This is a genomic window from Chitinophaga skermanii, from assembly GCF_003259335.1.
In the GTDB taxonomy this organism is placed as follows: Bacteria; Bacteroidota; Bacteroidia; order Chitinophagales; family Chitinophagaceae; genus Chitinophaga; species Chitinophaga skermanii.
Window position 1 is genome coordinate 465,255 of record NZ_QLLL01000006.1, and the last position, 21,380, is coordinate 486,634.

General features: G+C 41.4%; 13 protein-coding genes. 2 read left to right on the forward strand and 11 right to left on the reverse strand.

The genetic code is table 11. The features are described 5' to 3' along the window. Positions 1-5: 5 nt before the first annotated feature. From ruvX to LX64_RS17700, 3 genes are read right to left on the reverse strand one after another with little or no spacing between them, the layout of a single operon-like run. On the reverse strand, positions 6-419 hold the full coding sequence (gene ruvX / locus LX64_RS17690; protein WP_111599007.1) for a Holliday junction resolvase RuvX: 414 nt from the start codon (positions 417-419) through the stop codon (positions 6-8). A 6-nt stretch (positions 420-425) separates the two neighbouring features. Next, positions 426-1,343 carry a UbiA-like polyprenyltransferase gene (locus tag LX64_RS17695; RefSeq protein ID WP_111599008.1) on the reverse strand — a complete coding sequence of 306 codons (918 nt, stop codon included), beginning with the start codon at positions 1,341-1,343 and terminating at the stop codon, positions 426-428. 18 nt (positions 1,344-1,361) lie between these two features. Continuing rightward, the gene (locus LX64_RS17700) at positions 1,362-1,904 is read right to left on the reverse strand and encodes an RNA methyltransferase (RefSeq protein ID WP_170132823.1); all 543 of its coding nucleotides are present in this window, start codon (positions 1,902-1,904) and stop codon (positions 1,362-1,364) included. A 117-nt stretch (positions 1,905-2,021) separates the two neighbouring features. Here LX64_RS17700 and mutS point away from each other — a divergent pair, with 117 nt between their 5' ends. Further along, positions 2,022-4,631 carry a DNA mismatch repair protein MutS gene (gene mutS / locus LX64_RS17705; protein WP_111599009.1) on the forward strand — a complete coding sequence of 870 codons (2,610 nt, stop codon included), beginning with the start codon at positions 2,022-2,024 and terminating at the stop codon, positions 4,629-4,631. A 394-nt stretch (positions 4,632-5,025) separates the two neighbouring features. Here mutS and LX64_RS17710 read toward each other — a convergent pair whose 3' ends face one another. From LX64_RS17710 to LX64_RS17740, 7 genes are all read right to left on the reverse strand, one after another. Continuing rightward, complete coding sequence (locus tag LX64_RS17710) at positions 5,026-6,579, reverse strand: SusD/RagB family nutrient-binding outer membrane lipoprotein (protein WP_111599010.1); 1,554 nt, start codon at positions 6,577-6,579, stop codon at positions 5,026-5,028. A 19-nt stretch (positions 6,580-6,598) separates the two neighbouring features. After that, positions 6,599-9,940 (reverse strand): SusC/RagA family TonB-linked outer membrane protein, encoded by a 3,342-nt coding sequence (locus tag LX64_RS17715; protein WP_111599011.1) that lies wholly within the window; start codon positions 9,938-9,940, stop codon positions 6,599-6,601. 733 nt (positions 9,941-10,673) lie between these two features. Further along, entirely contained in the window at positions 10,674-12,269 is a 1,596-nt protein-coding gene (locus LX64_RS17720) for a SusD/RagB family nutrient-binding outer membrane lipoprotein (RefSeq protein ID WP_111599108.1), read from the reverse strand. 30 nt (positions 12,270-12,299) lie between these two features. After that, positions 12,300-15,797 carry a SusC/RagA family TonB-linked outer membrane protein gene (locus LX64_RS17725; protein WP_111599012.1) on the reverse strand — a complete coding sequence of 1,166 codons (3,498 nt, stop codon included), beginning with the start codon at positions 15,795-15,797 and terminating at the stop codon, positions 12,300-12,302. A gap of 6 nt (positions 15,798-15,803) precedes the next feature. Next, positions 15,804-16,835 (reverse strand): FecR family protein, encoded by a 1,032-nt coding sequence (locus tag LX64_RS17730; protein WP_111599013.1) that lies wholly within the window; start codon positions 16,833-16,835, stop codon positions 15,804-15,806. A gap of 235 nt (positions 16,836-17,070) precedes the next feature. Continuing rightward, positions 17,071-17,661: an RNA polymerase sigma factor gene (locus LX64_RS17735; protein ID WP_111599014.1), complete on the reverse strand. Its 591-nt coding sequence runs from the start codon at positions 17,659-17,661 to the stop codon at positions 17,071-17,073. Between the two features lie 387 nt (positions 17,662-18,048). Continuing rightward, a complete protein-coding gene (locus LX64_RS17740) occupies positions 18,049-18,924 on the reverse strand; it encodes an AraC family transcriptional regulator (protein ID WP_111599015.1) in 876 nt (291 codons plus the stop codon). Positions 18,925-19,463: 539 nt separating this feature from the next. Between LX64_RS17740 and LX64_RS17745 the strand changes: the two genes are divergently transcribed. Next, positions 19,464-20,498: a LacI family DNA-binding transcriptional regulator gene (locus tag LX64_RS17745; RefSeq protein ID WP_111599016.1), complete on the forward strand. Its 1,035-nt coding sequence runs from the start codon at positions 19,464-19,466 to the stop codon at positions 20,496-20,498. Here the strand turns inward: LX64_RS17745 and LX64_RS17750 are convergent, their stop codons facing one another. Beyond that, the gene (locus tag LX64_RS17750) at positions 20,499-21,332 is read right to left on the reverse strand and encodes an alpha/beta hydrolase (RefSeq protein ID WP_111599017.1); all 834 of its coding nucleotides are present in this window, start codon (positions 21,330-21,332) and stop codon (positions 20,499-20,501) included. Positions 21,333-21,380 lie beyond the last annotated feature (48 nt).

Here is a 21,380-nt window from a genome sequence, read left to right on the forward strand (position 1 = left end):
TTCAATTAAAAGCTGTTTTGCAGGTATTCTTGCAGGAGAATGGTGGCACTAATTTCATCAACCAAACCTTTATCCTGCCTATCTTTCTTTTTCAAACCGCTATCGATCATGCTTTGGAACGCCATTTTACTGGTAAAACGTTCGTCGAGCTTCTTAACAGGGATATTGGGAAAGTTTTTTTGGAGCTGCTTGATGCATTGCTGTACTAAGGGCGTAGCATCGGTGGCTTCGCCTTTTAGGTTCTTCGGTTCCCCTATCAAGATCAATTCTACTTCTTCTGTAGCAAAATAGTTCTTCAAATACTTTATTAATTCATGGCTCGGCACCGTTGTAAGGCCGCTGGCGATGATTTTTAACGGGTCTGTTACGGCTAAACCGGTACGTTTCCGCCCGTAATCTATTGCTATAATTCTTGCCATGAAAGTTTATTGGAATAATGAAGTAAGTGTTTCGGCAATCTCTGTTCTAAATATAAACATATCAGCGATAGCAAAAACAGCAAATACCACGCTGGCGATACCATTCGTGGTCATAAACGCGATATTTACTTTACTAAGGTCGTTGGGTTTTACCAAGCGGTGCTGCGCGATCAACATGGCGATGAATACGGCTGCACCCATCCAGAATAACCACGAGAAATGGCCTAAAAACCCAATGGAAATCACTACAATGCCTGCTACTATGTGCAAACCTTCCGAGAACCTCAAAGCGCCGGCTTTCCCGAGCCAAGTAGGCACAGAATGGAGCTGCTGGGATTTATCGAATTCCTCGTCTTGCAATGCATAAATAATATCAAAACCACTTACCCAGCACAATACCAATACGCTTACTAACACCGGTAACAAGGCAAACTCACCCGTTACTGCCAAATAAGCACCAATAGGGGCTAGTGACAAACCTACGCCCAACACCATGTGGCAAAGCGCGGTAAAGCGTTTTGTATAGCTATATCCCAATACCACGATAAGGGCAATGGGCGATAAGAAGAAACAAATAGGATTAATGAAATACGTTGTAGCCATAAAAAGCACGCAGTTCACAATAATGAAGAAAAGCGCGTTGCGAGGTGTTATAATACCGGCCGGGATTTCGCGTTTCGCCGTACGCGGGTTACGTTTGTCGAATTCCACATCTAACCAACGGTTAAATGCCATGGCTGCACTTCTTGCGAAAACCATACACAGCACTACCAGCACTAAAGTAAGCCAATGGAAACTATGCCCCGTTTTCAATACCGCCATAAAAAAACCAATCATAGCGAAAGGCATGGCAAATATGGTGTGACTAAATTTTACGAGCGACAAATAATTTTGTACCGTGTTCGAACTGGTTGGTGTCGACATAATCATAAGTGTCCTTAATTATATTATAGAATCTTTTTTCCATTTGCTAAACACGTCCCATACAACAATACCTGTTGTTACTGAAATGTTTAGGGAGTGCTTCATCCCAAGTTGCGGTATTTCTATGCAACCATCCACTACTTTCATCACTTCCCCATCTACGCCATCTACTTCATTTCCAAAAACCAAAGCCAAGGGCTTATCTTTTGGCGGTTCGAAGGTATTTAACATTTGGCTATTCACCGCTTGTTCGATGGCTAATACTTGGTAACCTTCTGCCTGTAGCTGTTGAACGGCTTCTACAGTAGTGTTAAAATATTGCCAATCAACGGATTCGGTAGCGCCGAGGGCCGTTTTATTAATATCGCGGTGCGGGGGAACGGGTGTAAAACCGCATAAAATGAGTCCTTGTATTAAAAAGGCATCGGCCGTTCTAAAAACGGATCCAACGTTGTGCATACTCCGAACATTATCGAGTACCAATACGAGCGGTGTTTTATCTGCTGCTTTGAATTCGGCCACCGATTTACGGCCTAATTCGTCCATACTTAATTTGCGCATACGGTGCAAAGATAATATATGAGGGAATATTCGAAGTCATTATCCTGTAAAGCCCATCCCCCGGCCTATTTTATCCACACCCCGCCGCCAAATTCTCTTTCGTATTATATTTGCCGAATGGCAAAAAGTAAATCCGAAGAAACACCGCTCATGAAGCAACACAATGCCATCAAGGCCAAGTACCCTGATGCTGTGTTGTTGTTCAGAGTGGGCGACTTTTACGAAACTTTCAATGAAGACGCCGTTATTGCGGCGCAAGTGCTGGGCATTGTGTTAACTAAAAGAGCCAATGGATCGGCCACCTATGTTGACCTCGCCGGTTTTCCACATCACTCACTCGACACTTACTTACATAAACTGGTAAAAGCGGGTTACCGTGTGGCAATATGCGACCAATTGGAAGACCCCAAAACAGTAAAAGGTATTGTTAAACGCGGTGTAACCGAGATGGTAACGCCCGGTGTAGCTGTAAACGATAAGCTTTTAGACAATGCCAATAACAACTTCCTAGCTGCCGTTCATTTGGATGAAAAGAATAACGGTGTGGCTTTCCTCGATATTTCGACGGGCGAATTTTTTGTAGCACAAGGCAGCGTGGAGTACATCGATAAATTACTACAAAGCTTCAAACCGGCAGAAGTGGTGTATGCTAAGCAGAAGCAGAAGCTATTCCGCGAGTATTTCGGTTCAAAGTTTTACACATATACGCTGGAGGAATGGATTTTCACCAACACCTATGGCAATGAAATCTTGTGCAAACACTTCGAAACACATTCTTTGAAAGGATTCGGGGTGGAAGGCTTAACAGAAGCCATTATTGCCGCAGGTGCCGCTATGCACTACTTGAAAGATACGGAACACCCGCATTTGCAGCATATTGCTACCATGCAACGTATTGATCAAGACGATTTCTTATGGATGGATCGTTTCACGATTCGCAACTTGGAATTATTGAACAGCGCCGTAGAAGGCGGTAATTCGTTGCTAAGCGTGTTAGATAATACCACTACTCCCATGGGTGCCCGCTTATTGAAGCGCTGGATTGTATTCCCCTTGCGCCAATTATCGCAGATTAACGAGCGTTTGGATACAGTGGAATTCTTTATTAAGCAAACCGACTTATCGCATGCCCTTCAAGCACATTTGAAGCAAGTGGGCGATTTAGAGCGCTTGGTATCGAAAATCCCGTTGAAAAAGATCAATCCCCGCGAGGTTATGCAATTGGCCAAAGCTTTACAACAAGTAGAAGCTGTGCAAGGATTGCTGAACGATACCCATAACGATTATTTACAGCGTATTAACGAGCAGCTTAACCCCTGCCCTACTATCCTGCAAAGAATATTAGCTGAAGTATCGGATAATCCGCCGGTATTAGCCAACAAAGGAGGTGTAATGCGTGAAGGGGTGAGCGAGGAACTGGATGCACTTCGTAAAATAGCTCATTCTGGAAAGGAGTATTTATTACAAATTCAGCAAAAAGAATCGGAAGCAACGGGTATTCCATCGTTAAAGATTGCGTTTAACAATGTGTTTGGGTATTACTTAGAAGTTACCAATACACATAAAAACAAAGTGCCCGATACTTGGATTCGTAAACAAACGTTGGCCAACGCCGAACGTTATATTACACCAGAGTTGAAGGAGTATGAAGAGAAAATTGTAGGAGCGGAAGATAAAATCCAAGCCCTCGAAATTCAGCTATTCGATGCTTTGTTGCTTGCCTTGCAAGATTATATTCAGCCGATCCAACAAAACGCACAAATGCTCGGTAGGCTCGATTGCTTATTATGCTTTGCGTATAATGCCGTACAGTTTAAATACCGCAAACCGGAAATAAACGATGGCCAAGTATTAGATATCAAAGAAGGCCGCCACCCAGTGATTGAACGCGGCTTACCAATGGGCGAACAATACGTGGCAAATGATTTGATTTTGAATAAAGATGATCAACAAATCATTATCCTCACCGGTCCGAACATGAGTGGTAAATCGGCCTTATTGCGCCAAACTGCCATTATTACGCTAATGGCGCACATGGGTAGCTTTGTACCGGCAACGAGCGCGGCTATTGGGTTAACGGATAAGATCTTTACCAGGGTGGGTGCATCGGATAACTTAAGCGGGGGTGAATCAACTTTCATGGTGGAGATGAATGAAACAGCGAGTATCATTAACAATTTAACCGAGCGTAGCTTGATTATTTTGGATGAAATTGGTCGTGGTACAAGCACATATGATGGTATTTCGATTGCTTGGAGTATTGTTGAATACTTACACGACATGACTTCCCATCGCCCGAAAACATTATTTGCCACACACTACCACGAGTTGAATGAACTAGAGAACAAGCATCACCGGGTTAAAAATTATCACATCACGAATAAAGAATCTGGCAACAAGATCATTTTCTTGCGCAAATTAGCACAAGGTGGTAGTCGCCATAGTTTTGGTATTCACGTGGCAAAAATTGCCGGTATGCCGCCGCAATTGATCAACCGAGCAAATGAGATCCTAAAACAATTGGAAAGCCAGCATATTGACGCGCCATTACAGGCAGCTGTAGAGCAAATATCTACACCGTTACCTAAAATGCAACTCAGTATTTTCGATACGCATACAGAAACATTCCAAAATATCCGCGAGAAGCTTGAAGCTACGGACATTAACAGGTTAACGCCTGTAGAAGCATTATTGAAGCTAAACGAGATTAAATCGCTTTTACAATAAGAATTCGCTAAACAACTTAAGAAACGGCCTTCTCAATGTATGAGAAGGCCGTTTTATTTGACATATCAATATCGTTTATCCTCACTAGTTACACAATATTTTATTACATCAAATATTGATAATACAACATCGTATATACAACCATGTTATACCGGTAAATCGATTTTTTTAGGGATTAAATCATTGATATAACAAATTCGTTTATACACTAGCGCATTATAATAACACAAGCTATATTTATTGGCATATCAATTTCGTATACACGTTGTAGTTGTTAAATAATTCTCTTCGTGTATGCGGATACGTTATAAGTATGTCATAAATCAAAAACCGCTGGAGCCATTGCTAGCGCCAGCGGTTTTGCTGCTTTTATTACGAAATAAGCCGAATTGGATTATTTAACGTCCCAGAAGATTTTACCGTACATAACATCTTTTGCTGCTACTTTTTCGAAGTTAACTGCATTGTAAAGACGTTCTTTCGGAGGATATAATAAACGAGTACCAGGTGTTGGAGCTGAAGGGCTATTAACACGAGTAAACGTTAATGTTGGGTATTTGGTTCTACGCATTTCAGCCCAACCGTGAACAGATCCCATCCAGTTGAAGTCGATCCATTTTTGGGTAGCGATTTTGCGGAGATTATCTTCTTTATTAGTACCATAAGCAACGTTTGCACTCGCTAAAGTAGCTGTGATTTCGTCGGCAGTAGCTGCTTTCTTGGGATTGCTAGCGTAGCTGCTTTTTTGGTTAATGCTGCTATAGAATTCGATAGATTGTTTCACACCGTTTTCGTAAGCCGTTTTAGCAGTACCACCACCCCAACGTTCGAAGGCTTCTGCTTTAATGAAGCTCACTTCAGCTGCTGTCATTAATACACCAGGGAAGTTATTATTCTGCGTAAAGGTAGTAGAGTCGATGATAGATACACGACCTTTCGCCAAAGAATCTTCTTGTTGAGCAGAGTTCCAATTCGGAGCAGAGCCTTTGAATTCACCTCTAACAGTGCGAGAGAAGAAGAAACGTAAACGAGGATCTGCAGCAGGTTTCATTACTGTGTCGATCATGTAAGAAGGACCAGCAACACCACCCATACCATCTCTCATACCGTCACGAATATCGTTGCCATTGATGTATGTCAACTGCGCGTTATCGGTATTGGCTTCCATCACTGGGTATTTCGTTGGGTTGCCCAAGATTTCCTCGATGGTTTGTTTAGCCAACGTTTCGTTTTGGTAGCTGATACGCATTGCAATACGCATACGAAGTGAGTTCGCATATTTTCTCCATTTAGCAAGATCGCCATTATACATAGGATCGTTTTTGCTGAGGATTTGTTTGTGCAAAACGAAAGAATCCGTTGTGTTAGCAACAGCCAAGAAATCGGCAGCAGCTTTCAAATCTGTTAACATGGTAGTATATACATCCTTTGCATCATCGTAAGCAGGACCGCTAGGGTTGCTTGTTTGTGCAACACGACCGGCTTCTTTGAAAGGAATATCACCCCACAAATCTACCATTTGTTGTGTTTGGTCATACAAAACAACCTTACCTACTTGCATAAAGATATTGTAACCGCGGATATCTGAAGGCGAAGTATACTTAGCGTAGTTCGCTTCCATTGCGCGGTAACGTGCTAAGGTATTGGTATAATAATCAGACCAGCGATCTTGACCGTATGCAGTATTCTGCGTGTAAACATTCAAGCTATTGGTATAACCGATGGTTTGGGTATACACAGCAGATTGTGGACGCAAGAACGTGAAGATATTCCAGTAAGCTGGCTTGATACGATCATTTGCAAACAAACCTTTGAAAAGACCTTCGGTAGACGCTACCTCTGTTTTTTCCGGATCGTTGAAATTACTTGAGAAATCAGATTTAGTACAAGCAGCAAGCGTACTCATGCCGAAAGCTGCTAATGATATGATAAAAAGATTCTTTTTCATCAATAATTGTTTTAAAAGATTAGAAGCTAGCACGTAAGCTCACACCAAAAGTTCTTGTTGATGCAGTAGTACCGGTTTCAACGTTACGTGATTGAATAGTTGTACCAACAGCAGCTTCCGGATCGATGTTCGGAATTGATTTGTAGATGTACAGCGGGTTACGTGCAAATACTGACAAATTCAAATTCTGGAACCTGATTTTTTGTAATGTAGCAGTTCTGAAAGTGTAGCCCAATGTAACTTCACGCAATTTGATATAGTTGTTATCATAGATTGCTTTTTCGTACAAGTTGCTACCAGAACCTGGATAACCACCCCAACCATATGAATTCAAATAGTATTCAGCAGCCTCAACAACTTTATCGTTTGGTGTTTTACCATCTTCTTTCACACCTTTCAACAACACACCATCATTGTAAATTTTAGCACCTGCTGGAGCACCACCATTGCTTACTAAAACTTTGTTACCGGCAGCGTCTTTGTAGTATGCAAGACCACCATGCTCAGCATCACGGAATTCCAACGAATTTGTGAACAAACCAGCACCAGTACCGTAGTAGTTAGTAGTAGAGATCAATTGACCACCATAACGGAAATCAACTAATGCATCTAAATTCCAGTTTTTGTAGTTGAATGAGTTCATCATACCACCTACATATTTAGATTGCGTGTTACCTAACTTTTGCATTTTAGAATAATCGAGAACATAGTAACCATCATTGTTAATGAGGTATTCACCGTTTTCGTTCGTCATGCGTTTGTAACCATAGATATCACCGTAAGAGCTACCAGCTTTCGCAACAACGTTCAAAGAACCGTTATCAACGTTATTAACAATTACTTGGTCGATACCATTCGCTAATTCTTTTACCTTGTTTTTGTTGTATGCAACGTTTACACGAGCATTCCATTGGAATGATTTCGTTTGGATAGGTGTACCATTTACTGATAATTCCACACCGGTATTTTGCATAGAACCAACGTTTCTCAACATTGTTACAGAACCAGCACTCAAAGCGTTATCCAATTTGAGGATTTGGTTATTAGTAACATTTTGATAGAAAGCAACATCGAAGCCAACACGGTTGTTCAAGAATTTAGTTTCCCAACCGATCTCAACCTCACGTTTTTTCTCGTTCTCTAAGTTAAGGTTACCCTGGTTTTGATCTGGGTAGTAGTAAGTGAAGTTACCATTCGTACCAGTAGTTGGGTTTACGATTGTATAACGACCTGCTACGTACATTACGTTTGCAGCATACATTACTGGAGGGTTACCTACGATACCCCAAGACGCACGCAATTTAGAATACGTAACGAATTCTGGTAATTTGAATGCTTTAGACAATTCGAATGCAGCGCTCAAAGATGGGTAGAAGAATGCATTATTATCTGGAGCTAATGTAGATGCACGTTCGTATCTACCAGTAGCTTCTAAGAACAAGTAGTTATTAATATCGAAACCAACAGTGGCGAAGTAAGCATCTTTCACGAAAGATTTACGTGTAGAAGTAGCTTTGCTTGGCTCGATAGCACCATTCGCCAAAGAGAACCAATTTTCTTGTACTAAACCGCCGTTTGTTGCAGCTGTTTCGTAACGGTACTCTTCTTTACGTGCTTGGTAACCAGCATTTACATTCAATCCTAAATTTTTAGTCAACGATTTGTTGTACATCAACATTACATCACCGTATAAAATACTGTGCTGCTCGTTAGCTGTAGTGAAACCACCTGTTGGATCGAAAGCTGTAGGTTGTGTAGAATATTCTTTGAATTCTGAACGATAACCTGTGTAATCGTTACCCATTCTACCTCTTAAACGTAAACCTTTACCAAAGTCGTAGTTTAATGTAGCAGCAGTCATGTAACGGTTTGACGTTTCATCGTAGCTATTTTGCAATTGCTTCCATAAGAAATCCATAAAGTCATAAGCACGGATATGGTATTTCAAACGATCGTTTGGATCGATTGGAGAATTGTACATATAGTATTTGTAACCTGCTTTGTTTTTGTACGTAGCGAAGTAATCGTTGATATCATCAGCAGAGCTGAACATACCACCATAGTTACCAGAGATACGGTTTTGCAACTCAGGACGGTTGTGTACTTTCTCATTAATATAGCTCGCGATCACATCAGCAGTTAAGCGTTTTGTGATTTTGATAGAAGTATTTAAGTTGAAAGTGTTTTTGCCTTGATCGCCACCGATTTGAACACCTCTGTAATCGTTACGAGTGTAAGACAAACGGTAAGTTACATTTTCATTGCTGTTAGAAACTGCGATGTTGTACACACCTTGGTTACCGGTTCTATAGAAGTTTTTCCAGTTGTCGGGGTGAGCATTATACTTACGGATAGAACCATCAGTCCAGTAAGAAATATCGCTACCATCGAATTTAGGACCAAACTGGGCGTAAGAGCGGTAGATAGGACGTTTGTCGGCAATACCATCGCCATTAATGTCGCCTAATTGGATCCAACCATCATCATCAGCACCGAAGCTAGCTTTGTTGGTTTCGCGATCGTAACCAGGACCATACACGTTTTGGATATCAGGCAAAATACCCACTTTCTCGATACCATAAGTAGCTGAGAAATCGATACCTAACCCTTTACCTTTCTTACCTGTTTTAGTAGTGATCACAATAACACCCGCAGCAGCATCAGAACCGTACAACGCAGAAGCAGCAGCGCCTTTGAGGATATTAAGTGATTCAATGTTTTCAGGGTTGATGTCTAACAAACCATTACCACGGATACGAGTATCAGCATAGTAATCGCCGGTATTCGCATCACCGTTACGGATAGGAACACCATCCACAACTACTAATGGTTGCGCATTGTTTGTTAAAGAGTTTACACCACGGATTTGGATAGCAACTGCAGATGTTGCACCACCTGGCGCGCCGCTGATGGTTACACCTGGTGCTTTACCGTAAAGAGCGGCACCAATACTAGTTGGAGCAGATTTTTTAAGATCATCGCCATTGAGTGCTGTAACAGCATAACCCAATTTGCGCGCTTCTTTTTTCACGCCCATCGCGGTAACAACTACCTCGTTGAGGTTCTTGTTGTCTTCTTGTAAAATAATAGAGAGAGTGGAACGATCACCAACTGCCACTTCTTGCTTGGCATACCCTACATATGTAAGGATTAAGGTTGCATTGGGGGCAACGCTCAAGCTAAAATGACCTTTGACATCGGTTACGGCCCCGTTAGTTGTGCCTTTCTCTTGCACACTAACACCGATCAGGACGTCTCCTTTTGCATCCTTCACGGTACCAGTTACCGCTTTTTTACCTTGCGCTAAAACGATTTGGCACATGGCAAAGAAAACCGCAAATACTAAAAGCGATCTTTTCATTTTTCACTGTTTTTTTGTTTGTACGATACTATGCTGTTAATAGTAGAAAAAACGTACTCGTTACCGAAGCCAAATTGGCCACGGTGTTGAAATAAATATTGTTGTTGAAAAAAAGAGAGAATACGAGCAATTGTACATGGTTGAGGATGTACGTAGCTTGCCCCGTTTAACTTGGCATATACTTATGGCTTCCCTAAAGTTAAATTCACTACTCTTATTTACATTGGATAATTAAAATGCGATTGTTCACTCCAGTTTACGTGGTGTATTGCATACTGTTCCTGTCATGAGTCCTTTTGTTTTTCTATAACTGTTCACTATCTAGTCAATACAGCTAAAACGTTTTAGCGATGATTTCTAAAAAAAAGATCTTGTATTTTACCACTCACACTTTTCTACATCTTTTGGTACAAGGTCTTTAAAACAACGTCTACTGTTGACTACAAACCAAACTTAGATAATCTTTTTAAAACCGCAAATAATTATTTCACTTTTTTTTAACACGGCGCGAAGATAAAACCATTTCAAATCAAAAAACTATCAGTCACAACAAAATCGATCCCCTCCATGGCAAAATACCAGTACTTAAACCATTTAGCACCTACTAATATTTTTTATATTAATGTATACTTTGCGTACTTTATACACAATGCTATGGCGGGTTTTAGATAGGATTCCAAACATAAAAAAGCCGGGCTTAAATAAACCCGGCATTAGCTAAGAGAATGTAGTATTAATTCTTATCCCACCACAGTGGAGTCCCCCCATTATCGGGCCCACCGAGTGCTTGAATTGCTTTTTGAACCGCCGAAGCGTTCGTATTGTACTCACTCGAAGGATATACAATCCTGCGGATGAACTTTTCCGTATTAATTGTACCATTGCTGTTGTTTACTACTACCGGGAACAATTTAGGATAGGTAGTTCTCCTAAATTCAGCCCATCCCTCGCAACCTTCTGGGAAGGTGGCCAGCCATTTCTGGGTAATGATACGTTCTAATTTTTCTGCATTTGTTGCTGCCGCATCCCACTTAATCGTTATTGTACTTAGGTGCTTATTGCCCGCCGGTACATTGTTAGCCGCATTATTAGGGTCAACATAAGGTTTGGCTTTACTAGTTCCATCGGCTAAATAAGTCGCTGCTTCCGTACCCAAACCATGCTGATCAAACGAGGCCTTCACCCCAGCTTCATAGTTCGCCTTCGGATCACCGGCATTTGCCCAACCATTTAAACCTGCTTCGGCTTTCAAAAACCAAGCTTCGGCGGCGGTCATTAATTGTACTTTAGAGGGTAACGTAGCTAATTTTGAAAAACCTACATATGTATCCTTCGTATCAATGGCAATACCATTGCGGATACCTTTGTAATCGCCATTACCGGTTTGTTGGAAGTATTTAGGTAAGCGAGGATCATGATAGCCTACTAAAAACGATTCCATAGGTGCACTCATCCTAATATCGCCCCAAGTATCACTATATACATTCAACGGGTGCGCAAGCGGGTCGATGTTTACTAAGAAGTTATCGGTAACCCCACTTGTTAATAACCCAAATGGATGTGCTAATGCCGCCTCTCCTTCTGCTTTTGCCTTATTAGGATCTGCTTTTGCAATACGGATGGCTAAACGCAAACGTAAGGTGTTGGCAAACTGTACCCATTTCTTATAACTACCACCATATACCATGTCGAATGTAGTTAAGGCTTTCACGGCTCCGCGGTTTTCAAAGGCCGTTAATGTATCAATACCTTCTTTTAAATCGGCAAAGAATGCATTGTAAGCTTCTTGCTGAGAATCGTAGGTGATACTACCATCGGAATTGATGGAACCATATTTAGTGTAAATAATAGGACCATAAATGTCTGTAATCCTATGCATGCCTTCTACCCTCAATATTTGCGCCCAAGCATAAAAATCGTAGTAGTTCTTATTCTCCTTCACCTTATCCATCACGTATTTACACGATGGCATGATGTTCGAATACGGCGTACTCCAAATGAATGTATTCCAACCATCAATAAAACTATAGTTCAAGTTATTCACGTTGCCCGCAAACGGGGTCGGGCTCATCATATAACCAGAATACACATCGGCATTCAAGTTCTGCTGAATTTGCGCTACCCACACCGGGTTTACACTATAGATATTATTCTGTACTTGGATTAACGGGTCGCCCAAATACCGGAAGTCAGGCGTTACACCACTATCGTCGTAGTCGTACGGGTTTTTATTCAGGCTTTCAAAGTTCTTGGTACAGGCAGTCAACAGCAAAGCTGCGCCCAATACAGCACCAATTTTTTTGAAAGTGTTTATATGCAATATTTTCATTGTCGTTGAGTTAATGGTCATTATTGTGTGTTAGAATCCTACTTTCAAGTTTACACCGATGCTTCTTGTAGCTGGTAAACCAAATACATCAATACCTTGCAATCCATTGCCAGTACCCATCGATACTTCTGGATCGTACGGCGCATCGCACTTGAAGAAGAACAAGTTTCTACCGATCACTCCTACTTTGATGTCACGCAAGCCTTTGATACGTATAGGCAATTTGTAAGAAACTGCCAATTCACGTAAGCGAATCGTAGTAGCATCGTACATGTACAATTCGCCAATACCGGCGCGACCACCCGTTGTGAAGTAGTAATCTTTTGCTCTTAACACGTTCACTGGGTTGCCAGTAACCACATCTACCGCGTTCACTTTCACACCTCCTGCATCGCGTGCATCGGCAGATACTTGCGATGTACCATAGGCATCCAATACCGCCTGTGTTACACTCATTACTTTACCACCAAATTTGCCGTCTACTAAGAAGCTCACGAAGAAGTCTTTAAACTCGAAGCTGTTATTCCAACCCAACGAGAAATCTGGATTGGGGTTACCCACTTTCTTAGGTTCTTGTGTTAAAGAGTTTGTTTGTGGAATGTAGTTGCCATCCTTGTCTTTTTCTACCAATAGCTGACCCTTATCATTATACTTCAATTCGCGGTTAGAATAAATATCACCCCAAGAACCGCCTTCTTTAATGAAAGAACCGAACATGTTTACATCGAATGCGGTTAACGTAAACCTATTGCTAGGCAATGCACCCGGCACGCTCGGGTCGCTCAATTTCACTACGGTGTTTTTGTTGGAAGCGAAGTTGAACGAGGTATTCCAAGAGAATGATTTTGTTTTCACCGGGGTTACCGTTAACATGGCTTCAAAACCACGGTTACGGATGTTACCCAAGTTCAAGTAATAGATCGTAGAACCAGAACCCACGGGCGCCGGCACCTCCATGTATTGATTGTGGTTGTTATTCACATAATATGTGAAGTCGAACGTTACACGGTCATCAGCCAACCTTGTTTCCAAACCAATTTCGAACGATTGGTTCTTCTCAGGTTTCATGTACGTACCTGGTAATGGGTTACGTGTATTAAGCGTGGCATTACCTTTACCGTTCTGAATTTGTTGAGAGAATGTGCCCGGGCGAGATGCATACGGCGCAATATCGTTACCCACTTGGGCATAAGAGGCGCGTATTTTCGCGAAATTAACAACTTCGGGTAGTTTAACCATATCGCTCACTACAGCCGTTAAACCAAGCGAATAATAGAAATAACCGCTACTCATGGTAGGTGTATAGGCAAAGGTGCTCGACCAGTCATTTCTACCTGTAACATCTACATACAAATACTCGTTCAAGCCCAATTGTACACTACCAAACAATGCCTGCAATTGTTTCTGCTGAATGCCTTGTTGTGCATCTAAGCCTTTTGCTTGGATGTTAGCGATGGAAAATTTGTTCGCATATTCCAAGCCCGGGCTAGCATTTTGGTTCACGCCTACAAATGCGCGGTCGTGCATTTTGAAGTCGGTTACCGAGGTACCTAATGTGGCACCCAATTTCAAATGCTTGTTTAATTGACGGTTCGCTGTTAAAATCAAATCCGCGTATAACTGGGTATTGCCTTCTTTTTCATTGATATAACGACCATTCGGTGGCGCAATTACGATTTGTGTACCTGCATTGGCTTTCAATTCATATAAATCGTACGATTTATCGAAGCTACCTCTTGCTTGTACATTCAACCAATCGGCAATTTGGTATTTCATCGATACCGATGCCATGCCCCTATCGCGGCTCGATTCCATTCTTGTTCTGTACAAGATCCAGTTCGGGTTTTGTTGATCATCTCTACCACCCCAGCCATCGGCTGTTTGGTTGTAGCCAATGTTCCACCATCTTTGCATTACGAGGTTCCTTTTCGGTACAAACTCTTCAAATTTATTAGCATAATCGTCGTAGTTAAGACCGCGTGGGAAGTTATACAAACCTGTTAAAGGGTTGTAGTAAATACCACTCGATAACCTATTAGCGCTTTCTTGGCGAACGAAGGTCATGTTCGCATCGATGGTTAATTTGTCATTGAGTAGTTTTAAACTCTCCCTGAAATTGAACGTATGACGTTTCAATTCACTTGTTGGCAATATGCCTTTATTGTCTAAGTTGGAGTAAGAAAAGTAAGTCTGGGCTTTATCTGTACCGCCACTAATGGATAAGGCGTTATTCCAAGTTACGCCTGTGTTCCAAAAGTCTTTCACATGGTCGGGCGCATTCACCACATCCCCCCAGCTTTCCGGAGAACCGGCTTTACCTGGGCTTGGTTTTTCGGTTTGACCATATTTGAATTGAAGTTTAGGTGTTTTATTCACCGATTCAAAAGTAACATCCGAAGAAAAGTCTACACGTACTCTTCCTGCTTTACCTTTTTTAGTAGTGATGATGATGACACCGTTTGCTGCTTGGCTTCCATATAAAGCTGCCGCAGAAGCACCTTTTAGGAAGTTCATGCTTTCAATATCATCGGGGTTAAGGTTCGAAATACCATCGCCACCGTCGCGGCCGCCTGTACTTTGAATGCCCGATGATTGTCCCCATACGTCGGTTGGTTGCGATGGTGTGAAGTTAGCCATTGGCACCCCATCGATAATATACAACGGTTGGTTCTCGCGGGTAGATTTGTTACCGCGCAATACTACGCGGGCCGAACCACCCACACCAGAAGCACTACGTGTAATGGTAACACCCGCTACCTTACCCGCGATGCTATTAATCACGTTCGCATCTTTTACTTTCGATAGTTCGTCGCCGCTAATCTGTTGCGTGGCATAGGTTAACTCTTTGGATTTCTTTTGAATACCGAGCGCCGTCACTACGAACTCGTTCAAAGATTTCACGTTTTCTTCAAGGGTTACATCGTATGTTTCACCGGAACCGATGATTACTTCTTGGGAAAGGTATCCTACTGATCTAAAAATCAATACGTCACCTACATTAGCATTGAGCACATAATTGCCGTTTCCAATTGTTTGTGTGCCTTTGTTGGTGCCTTTAATCATAACGGTTACACCGGGAATGGGATTGCCTTGTTTATCCTTTACTGTCCCGTGTATATCTTTGTACAATGACGCCCCGTTTACTAGCGTCACGCTTGCGTTTGGGCCGCTTGGGGAAGTTTGTTCGGCGCCTACTATAATCTTATTGTTTTTAATTGTAAATTTAAGCCCTGTCTGCTCTGTTACCTGTGCTAAAACTTCTTCCAAGGGAAGTTTCACACAAGAGAGGGTCACCTTCTTTTTTACGTTCAGATCAGATTTGTCGTAGTGAAAACTCAAACCTGTTTTAGCCGATAGGTCTGCGAAAACATCCTCCATATTTTTGTTCTTAACTTGGATGGTTACGCTGATGGGTTTCGTTTCCTGCGAACTGGCAGTTGCGCTGGCGGTTCCGTTTGCCGCCAGTTGCAGTGCCAACACAAGTCCCGACATGATACATACATACAGAAAGCGTAGGTATTTGTTCATACGTGCTTAGTTTTTGCTTTTAAGAATTATTGTGTCATTTGTGATCGTGTAGTCTATGTTTTTAGTTAAGCAAATGGTTTCAATTACATCTTGTAAATTCTCGTCTTTAAAGTAACCGGTGTAGTTCCAGTCCTTCTTATCACTTTGGTTGATAATTGTTACATCATACCTATTTTCTATTTCCGTTATTACTTCTTGATAGCCCGCATCTTTAAACACCAAGTAGCCTTGTTTCCAACCTACGATGTCATTCGCTTGCTCGAAGCTCGTTTTCACAATACTGAAAGATTTCCTGTCGTAACTCAACAGTTCGCTGGGTAATAGGATGAAGGCCGGCTGGGTAGATTGTGTTTGTTCTGTTACATGGTCGATCTGCACTTTACCTGTTAATAAGGCAACTGTAATCTTATTCTCGTGTGCATATGCACGAATGTTAAACGAAGTGCCTAATGCCGTAGTAGCTAATTCAGCTGTATGCACGGTGAATGGGCGTTTCGCATCGGTGGCGACTTTAAAATAAGCCTCACCTTCATCCAAGTAAATATTCCTAGCATGAGGGCCAAAATCAACCGGGTAGCGCAACTTGCTGGATGCGTTCAATTGCACAGTAGAACCGTCGGCCAATAATAATTTTTCATTAGACCCTTTCGCCGTGGTAATTTCCACGTAACCATTGCGAATGATCTTATTGGTTTTCAGCTTACTGTTAACTGCAATTGTAGACGAACTTGGATGTAAGGTCGGCTTGGGTGTATATAATGCGTAAATGACTACTACAATACATATTAAAATACTGGCAGCGAGGCCCACCCATTTCGGCTGTAATAATCGCCTGTACAATGATTTGGGTGACTCCATCTTTTGGTGTATGCGCAATTGCACTGCGTTCAGTTGTGCTTGTAACAATTCATCGTCGAAGTACGACGTTTGATGTTGATTGATACTGGCAAACCATTTTTCAATCACCTCTTGCTCGGCCGGTGTGCACTTTCCCTGCGTGTAGCGCTCTAATACTTGTTTAATTTGATCAATATCCACGGTAGGTGTTTTTGTTGATTTAGTAGGTAGTCGGTGTAGGAGGAAATAAGTACTATCGATTTTTAACTTTTTTTTATTTTTTATAGAAAGATGAGTTGTATAGGGTTTAAATAGGAAAGATGGGCATAAATAGTACTAATAGCATGATATACATCAATAATTGACACTACAACAAAAACAAAACCCGTTTAACAATTACTTGCTAAACGGGTTCGGGCATACTAGTATGAAAAGCCTACAATCCTTGCCTGTACAGTATTACAAAGAATATAACAGTCAGCATATCCGACTGCGAATAATGTGTACGTAATATCTTCAATGCCTTCGTAATTTGGTTCTTCACTGTTTGAGGCGACAAATCCAACTTCGTAGCAATTTGATCGATAGATAGATTTTCGAAGCGGCTGAGCATGAAAATTTCTTTCATACGGCCGGGTAATTGGTTAATGGCTTCCAACACTTCTTGTGCTTTCGCCTTCATATCGTATTGATCCATAATGATATTGGGATGAGCATCGAAGTGCTCAATCAATTGTTGGAGATACTTTCTATACGTAGCATCTTTGCGGTATTGGTCGATAATTTTATGTCGAACGCTTTGGTACAAATACGCTTTTAGGGCTTCTACATGGCGAACCTTACGTTTTTCCCACACACTTGTAAATACGTCTTGCAATACATCCTGGGCTTGGTCGGTTGTGTCTAACTTACTGAGAATGTACAAGTAAATAGGGCGGCTATAACGTGCGTAGATAGCATTAAAAGCTTCAACATTATCGTCTTTCAACAATAACAACAATTGCTCGTCGGAATAGCTGTTATACATTTAAAATTGGTTGATAAAATGGACAAACTTCTTGTCTGCAACGTATTGTAACAAGCTACAAGGCATAAAGAGCGTTACCTACTTGCGTGATTCTATATTTAAATTTTGATCTTTTGTTCGATTGTAACCTGGCTAACTTGGGTATGAAAATAATAATTTGTTTTACAAAAAACTGCTATTTTTTTTGAAAGGGCGGTGTGTAAGAATTACGCATACACCCTAAAAGTATATATACGAACACCTTGCTAAATCTTGTTGGTATTGGGTTACAGGGAAATCTAATTTTGAGAAAAATATTTTTAAAAAAGAAAGCCTACTTACTGCAAATCACTAAGATACATGCAATAAGTAGGCAATAACGTTAAATAAGTTTTCCAGTACAGTAGGTTAGTCGTTTTTTAAACGCAGCTCGTTTTTGTATTCCTTGGGTGTTTTACCCACAATCTCTTTGAAGAAACGGTTGAAATTGGAAAGGTTTTTAAAGCCGCAGGAATATGCAATTTCAGCGATCGACCAATCTTCTTCAGTCAATCGTTTACATGCATGTCCAATGCGCACCTCGTTCAAAAACTGAACGAAGGATTTTTTTGTCCTGTTCTTGAAAAAGCGGCAGAACGATTGCGGCGACAGGTTGGTAATGTTCGCCACATCCTGTAAAGAAATTTCCTTCGAGAAGTTATTCATTACATACTTGAATACCTCGTCGATTTTGTGGTTATCCTTTACATTGTAAGCATGCGAATACCCAGTGCTAGCTAAATAGTAGCAGTCCTTTGTTTCCGACAATGTTTTCAAGATCTGTAAAAGGGCGATAATTCTCTCTAAGCCTTCTTTCTTAGGCAAAGCTAAAATCTCGTCTTTTAACTGTTCTTGCGTGGCTCCAATGATTTTCATGCCACGTTGTGCACGGTGAAATAACTCCGTAAGTGCTTTGGTTTCGCTTAAACCGTAAAACTTTTCACCGAAAATGTCCTTCGGGAAATAAATTACCACCGAGCGTCCCTTGAGTGATTCATCGCCCTTGTAATAGGCTTCATCATTATACCACACATGCGGTATGTTTGGCCCAAGAAACACCATGTCGCCAACGTCGAAACTCTCGATACTATCCCCTACAATCCGCTTCCCTGTACTTTCGGTAACATATACCAACTCGCACTCGGGATGAAAATGAAAAGGTGTATTGAAGTGCGGATCGCAGCGTTCAACAATGGTAATTTGGTTGTCGGCAAAGGCCCCCACTTTAATTAGAATGGGTTTCATGTTGCTTCCTCGTTGTTTTTTTGTTCCTATGAAAATTGGCAGTTGTAACGACTACAGCATTGCCTGCAAAATATTGACGTTGCCAAATTATTAAATTTAAGTTAAAAAAGTACTAGTCGTGCACAATTAAAGTGCTATTTTCTAAAATCTCCTAAATACTTCAATTACAAGCACTTTGCATATTCTCACTGGAAATCCGGCCGCAGATATTATATGAGTGGTATATTTCTGCCCTTTTTTCGACTGCCACGTGGAATAAAATTCGTGATGCGATTCGTTACAGGTTCATATAACTATAAAAAATTACACACAAGTGTTAAGGTATAGGTTGCTCCCAGGTTAATTTACAACGAAATGGGTCCTATTCTTCGCTGTTCTTTATACTATCAAACAGCAGGCAGCAAGATCAACAAAACTTTTCGATTATGCTGGTACGATTTTACCTTCTTTATACAATTATTTTCAAATATCGCCTCATACAACGTTTCTAAGAAAGAATTTTGTATCTTTCAGAGCGCTAAATCGATTAAGCAGACTATATGAAAGGAATATCAATCAAAGATATCGCTAAACAAGCGGGCGTTTCCCCTACCACGGTTTCTTTTGTCCTCAATGGCAAAGCCAAAGAAAAACGCATCAGCGAACAAGTGAGCAAAAAGATTTTAAAACTCGCCAGTAAACTCAAATACAAGCCGAACCAACTTGCACGCGGCTTACGTACCGGTAAAACGAAAACAATCGGCTTAATTGTAGAAGACATCGCCAACCATTTCTTTGCTAATGTAGCGAAAATTGTAGAAGAAGAAGCCGATAAATACGGCTACAAAGTACTATATGGCAGTACCGAAGATAATATCACGAAAGCACGTGGCTTACTAGATGTACTCGAATACAGGCAAGTAGATGGCTATATTATCACGCCTACCCCCGGTATGGACAAAGAAATAGAAGCCCTCAAGCACGCTCGCAAACCAATGGTACTACTCGATCGTTACTTACCACAAATTCCTACGAATTATGTAATGGTCAATAACTTCCAAGGTGCTTACGATGCTGCCGATTACCTCGTGAAATGCGGGTATAAAAACATTGCCCTCGTTACCATTCCCAGTGAACAAATTCAAATGAAGGAAAGGCTCGACGGCTTTACCGCCGCCATGAAAGCCCACCAAGCTCCATTCCCAAGGAAAATGACAAAGAAGATTCCCTTCGCTGCTACAAAGGATGAAGCACTGAGCGAAATCAAGTCTTTTATTCTTGGCAATCCAGATTTAGAGGCTATTTTCTTTAGTACGAACTATTTGGGTATCTACGGAATGGAAGCCTTTAAAGAACTCGGCTTAACAATCGGGAAGGATATTGCGTTCATCAGTTTCGATGACCACGACTTGTTCCGTTTATACAGCCCCGGCATAACATGCGTTGCGCAACCAATTCATGATATCGCAAGGCATGTTATACAAGTGCTAATGAATGAGCTAGATAACAATCACAACGAAATCAACCAAGTGATATTACCTGCTACACTCGTTAAACGTGAGTCTTGCTCACGGGTGAAAAGTCAAAAAGCTTAATTATTTCTTTGCAACAACAGGTTGATTAAAAAACCTGCTGAAATACAAGAATTGGTAATGCACGGCATTGTCCCAGTATTTCCAATTATGCTCACCTGGGCGCTCGGTATAATCATGTTCAATGTTTAGATCGAGCAGCTTTTGGTGTAATTGCCTATTTACATCGATGAAGAAATCTTTCACACCACAATCGATGATAATCTTCACATCCCCGTTTTTAATCAAAGGCACTTGTGCTGTTGCCGTGTATGCTTCCCATCTACCTGGGTTAGCACTGTACTCGCCCAAACGTTTCGCAATATCCCATTTCGTTGGAAAAGGCCTAAAATCTACGCCACCACTCATGCTGCCAATAGCTCCGAAAGTATCTTTATGACGCATACCTAAGTAAAGACCACCATGACCGCCCATGCTTAAACCCGTAATAGCACGGTGTTCGCGGTCGGCAATTGTACGGTAATTTTTATCAGTATAGGCTACCAATTCCTTGGCAACAAAGGTTTCGTATTTGTATGCACTATCTACCGGCGAATCGAAATACCAACTGCCAATAGCACCATCCGGGCAAACAATAATGCACTGGTAAGTATCGGCTAAACTAGCGGTCGATTTCGCCGCCTTTACCCAAGCGGCATAATTACCACCGTACCCATGCAATAAGTACACAACCGGGTAATGTTGCTTCTTTTTACTGCTATAACTATCTGGCAATATGACCACCGTAGGCGAATTCTTCTTCATGCTTTCGCTGTAAACGGCTATTGTATCCACTTTCGACGCCATGGCTTGCGTACCCAATAAGGCGCAAACCAAGATTAAGAATAAGTTTTTCATACCAGGAAAATAAAAAACAGCCTTGAATTATTACAGCCGCCGATCAAT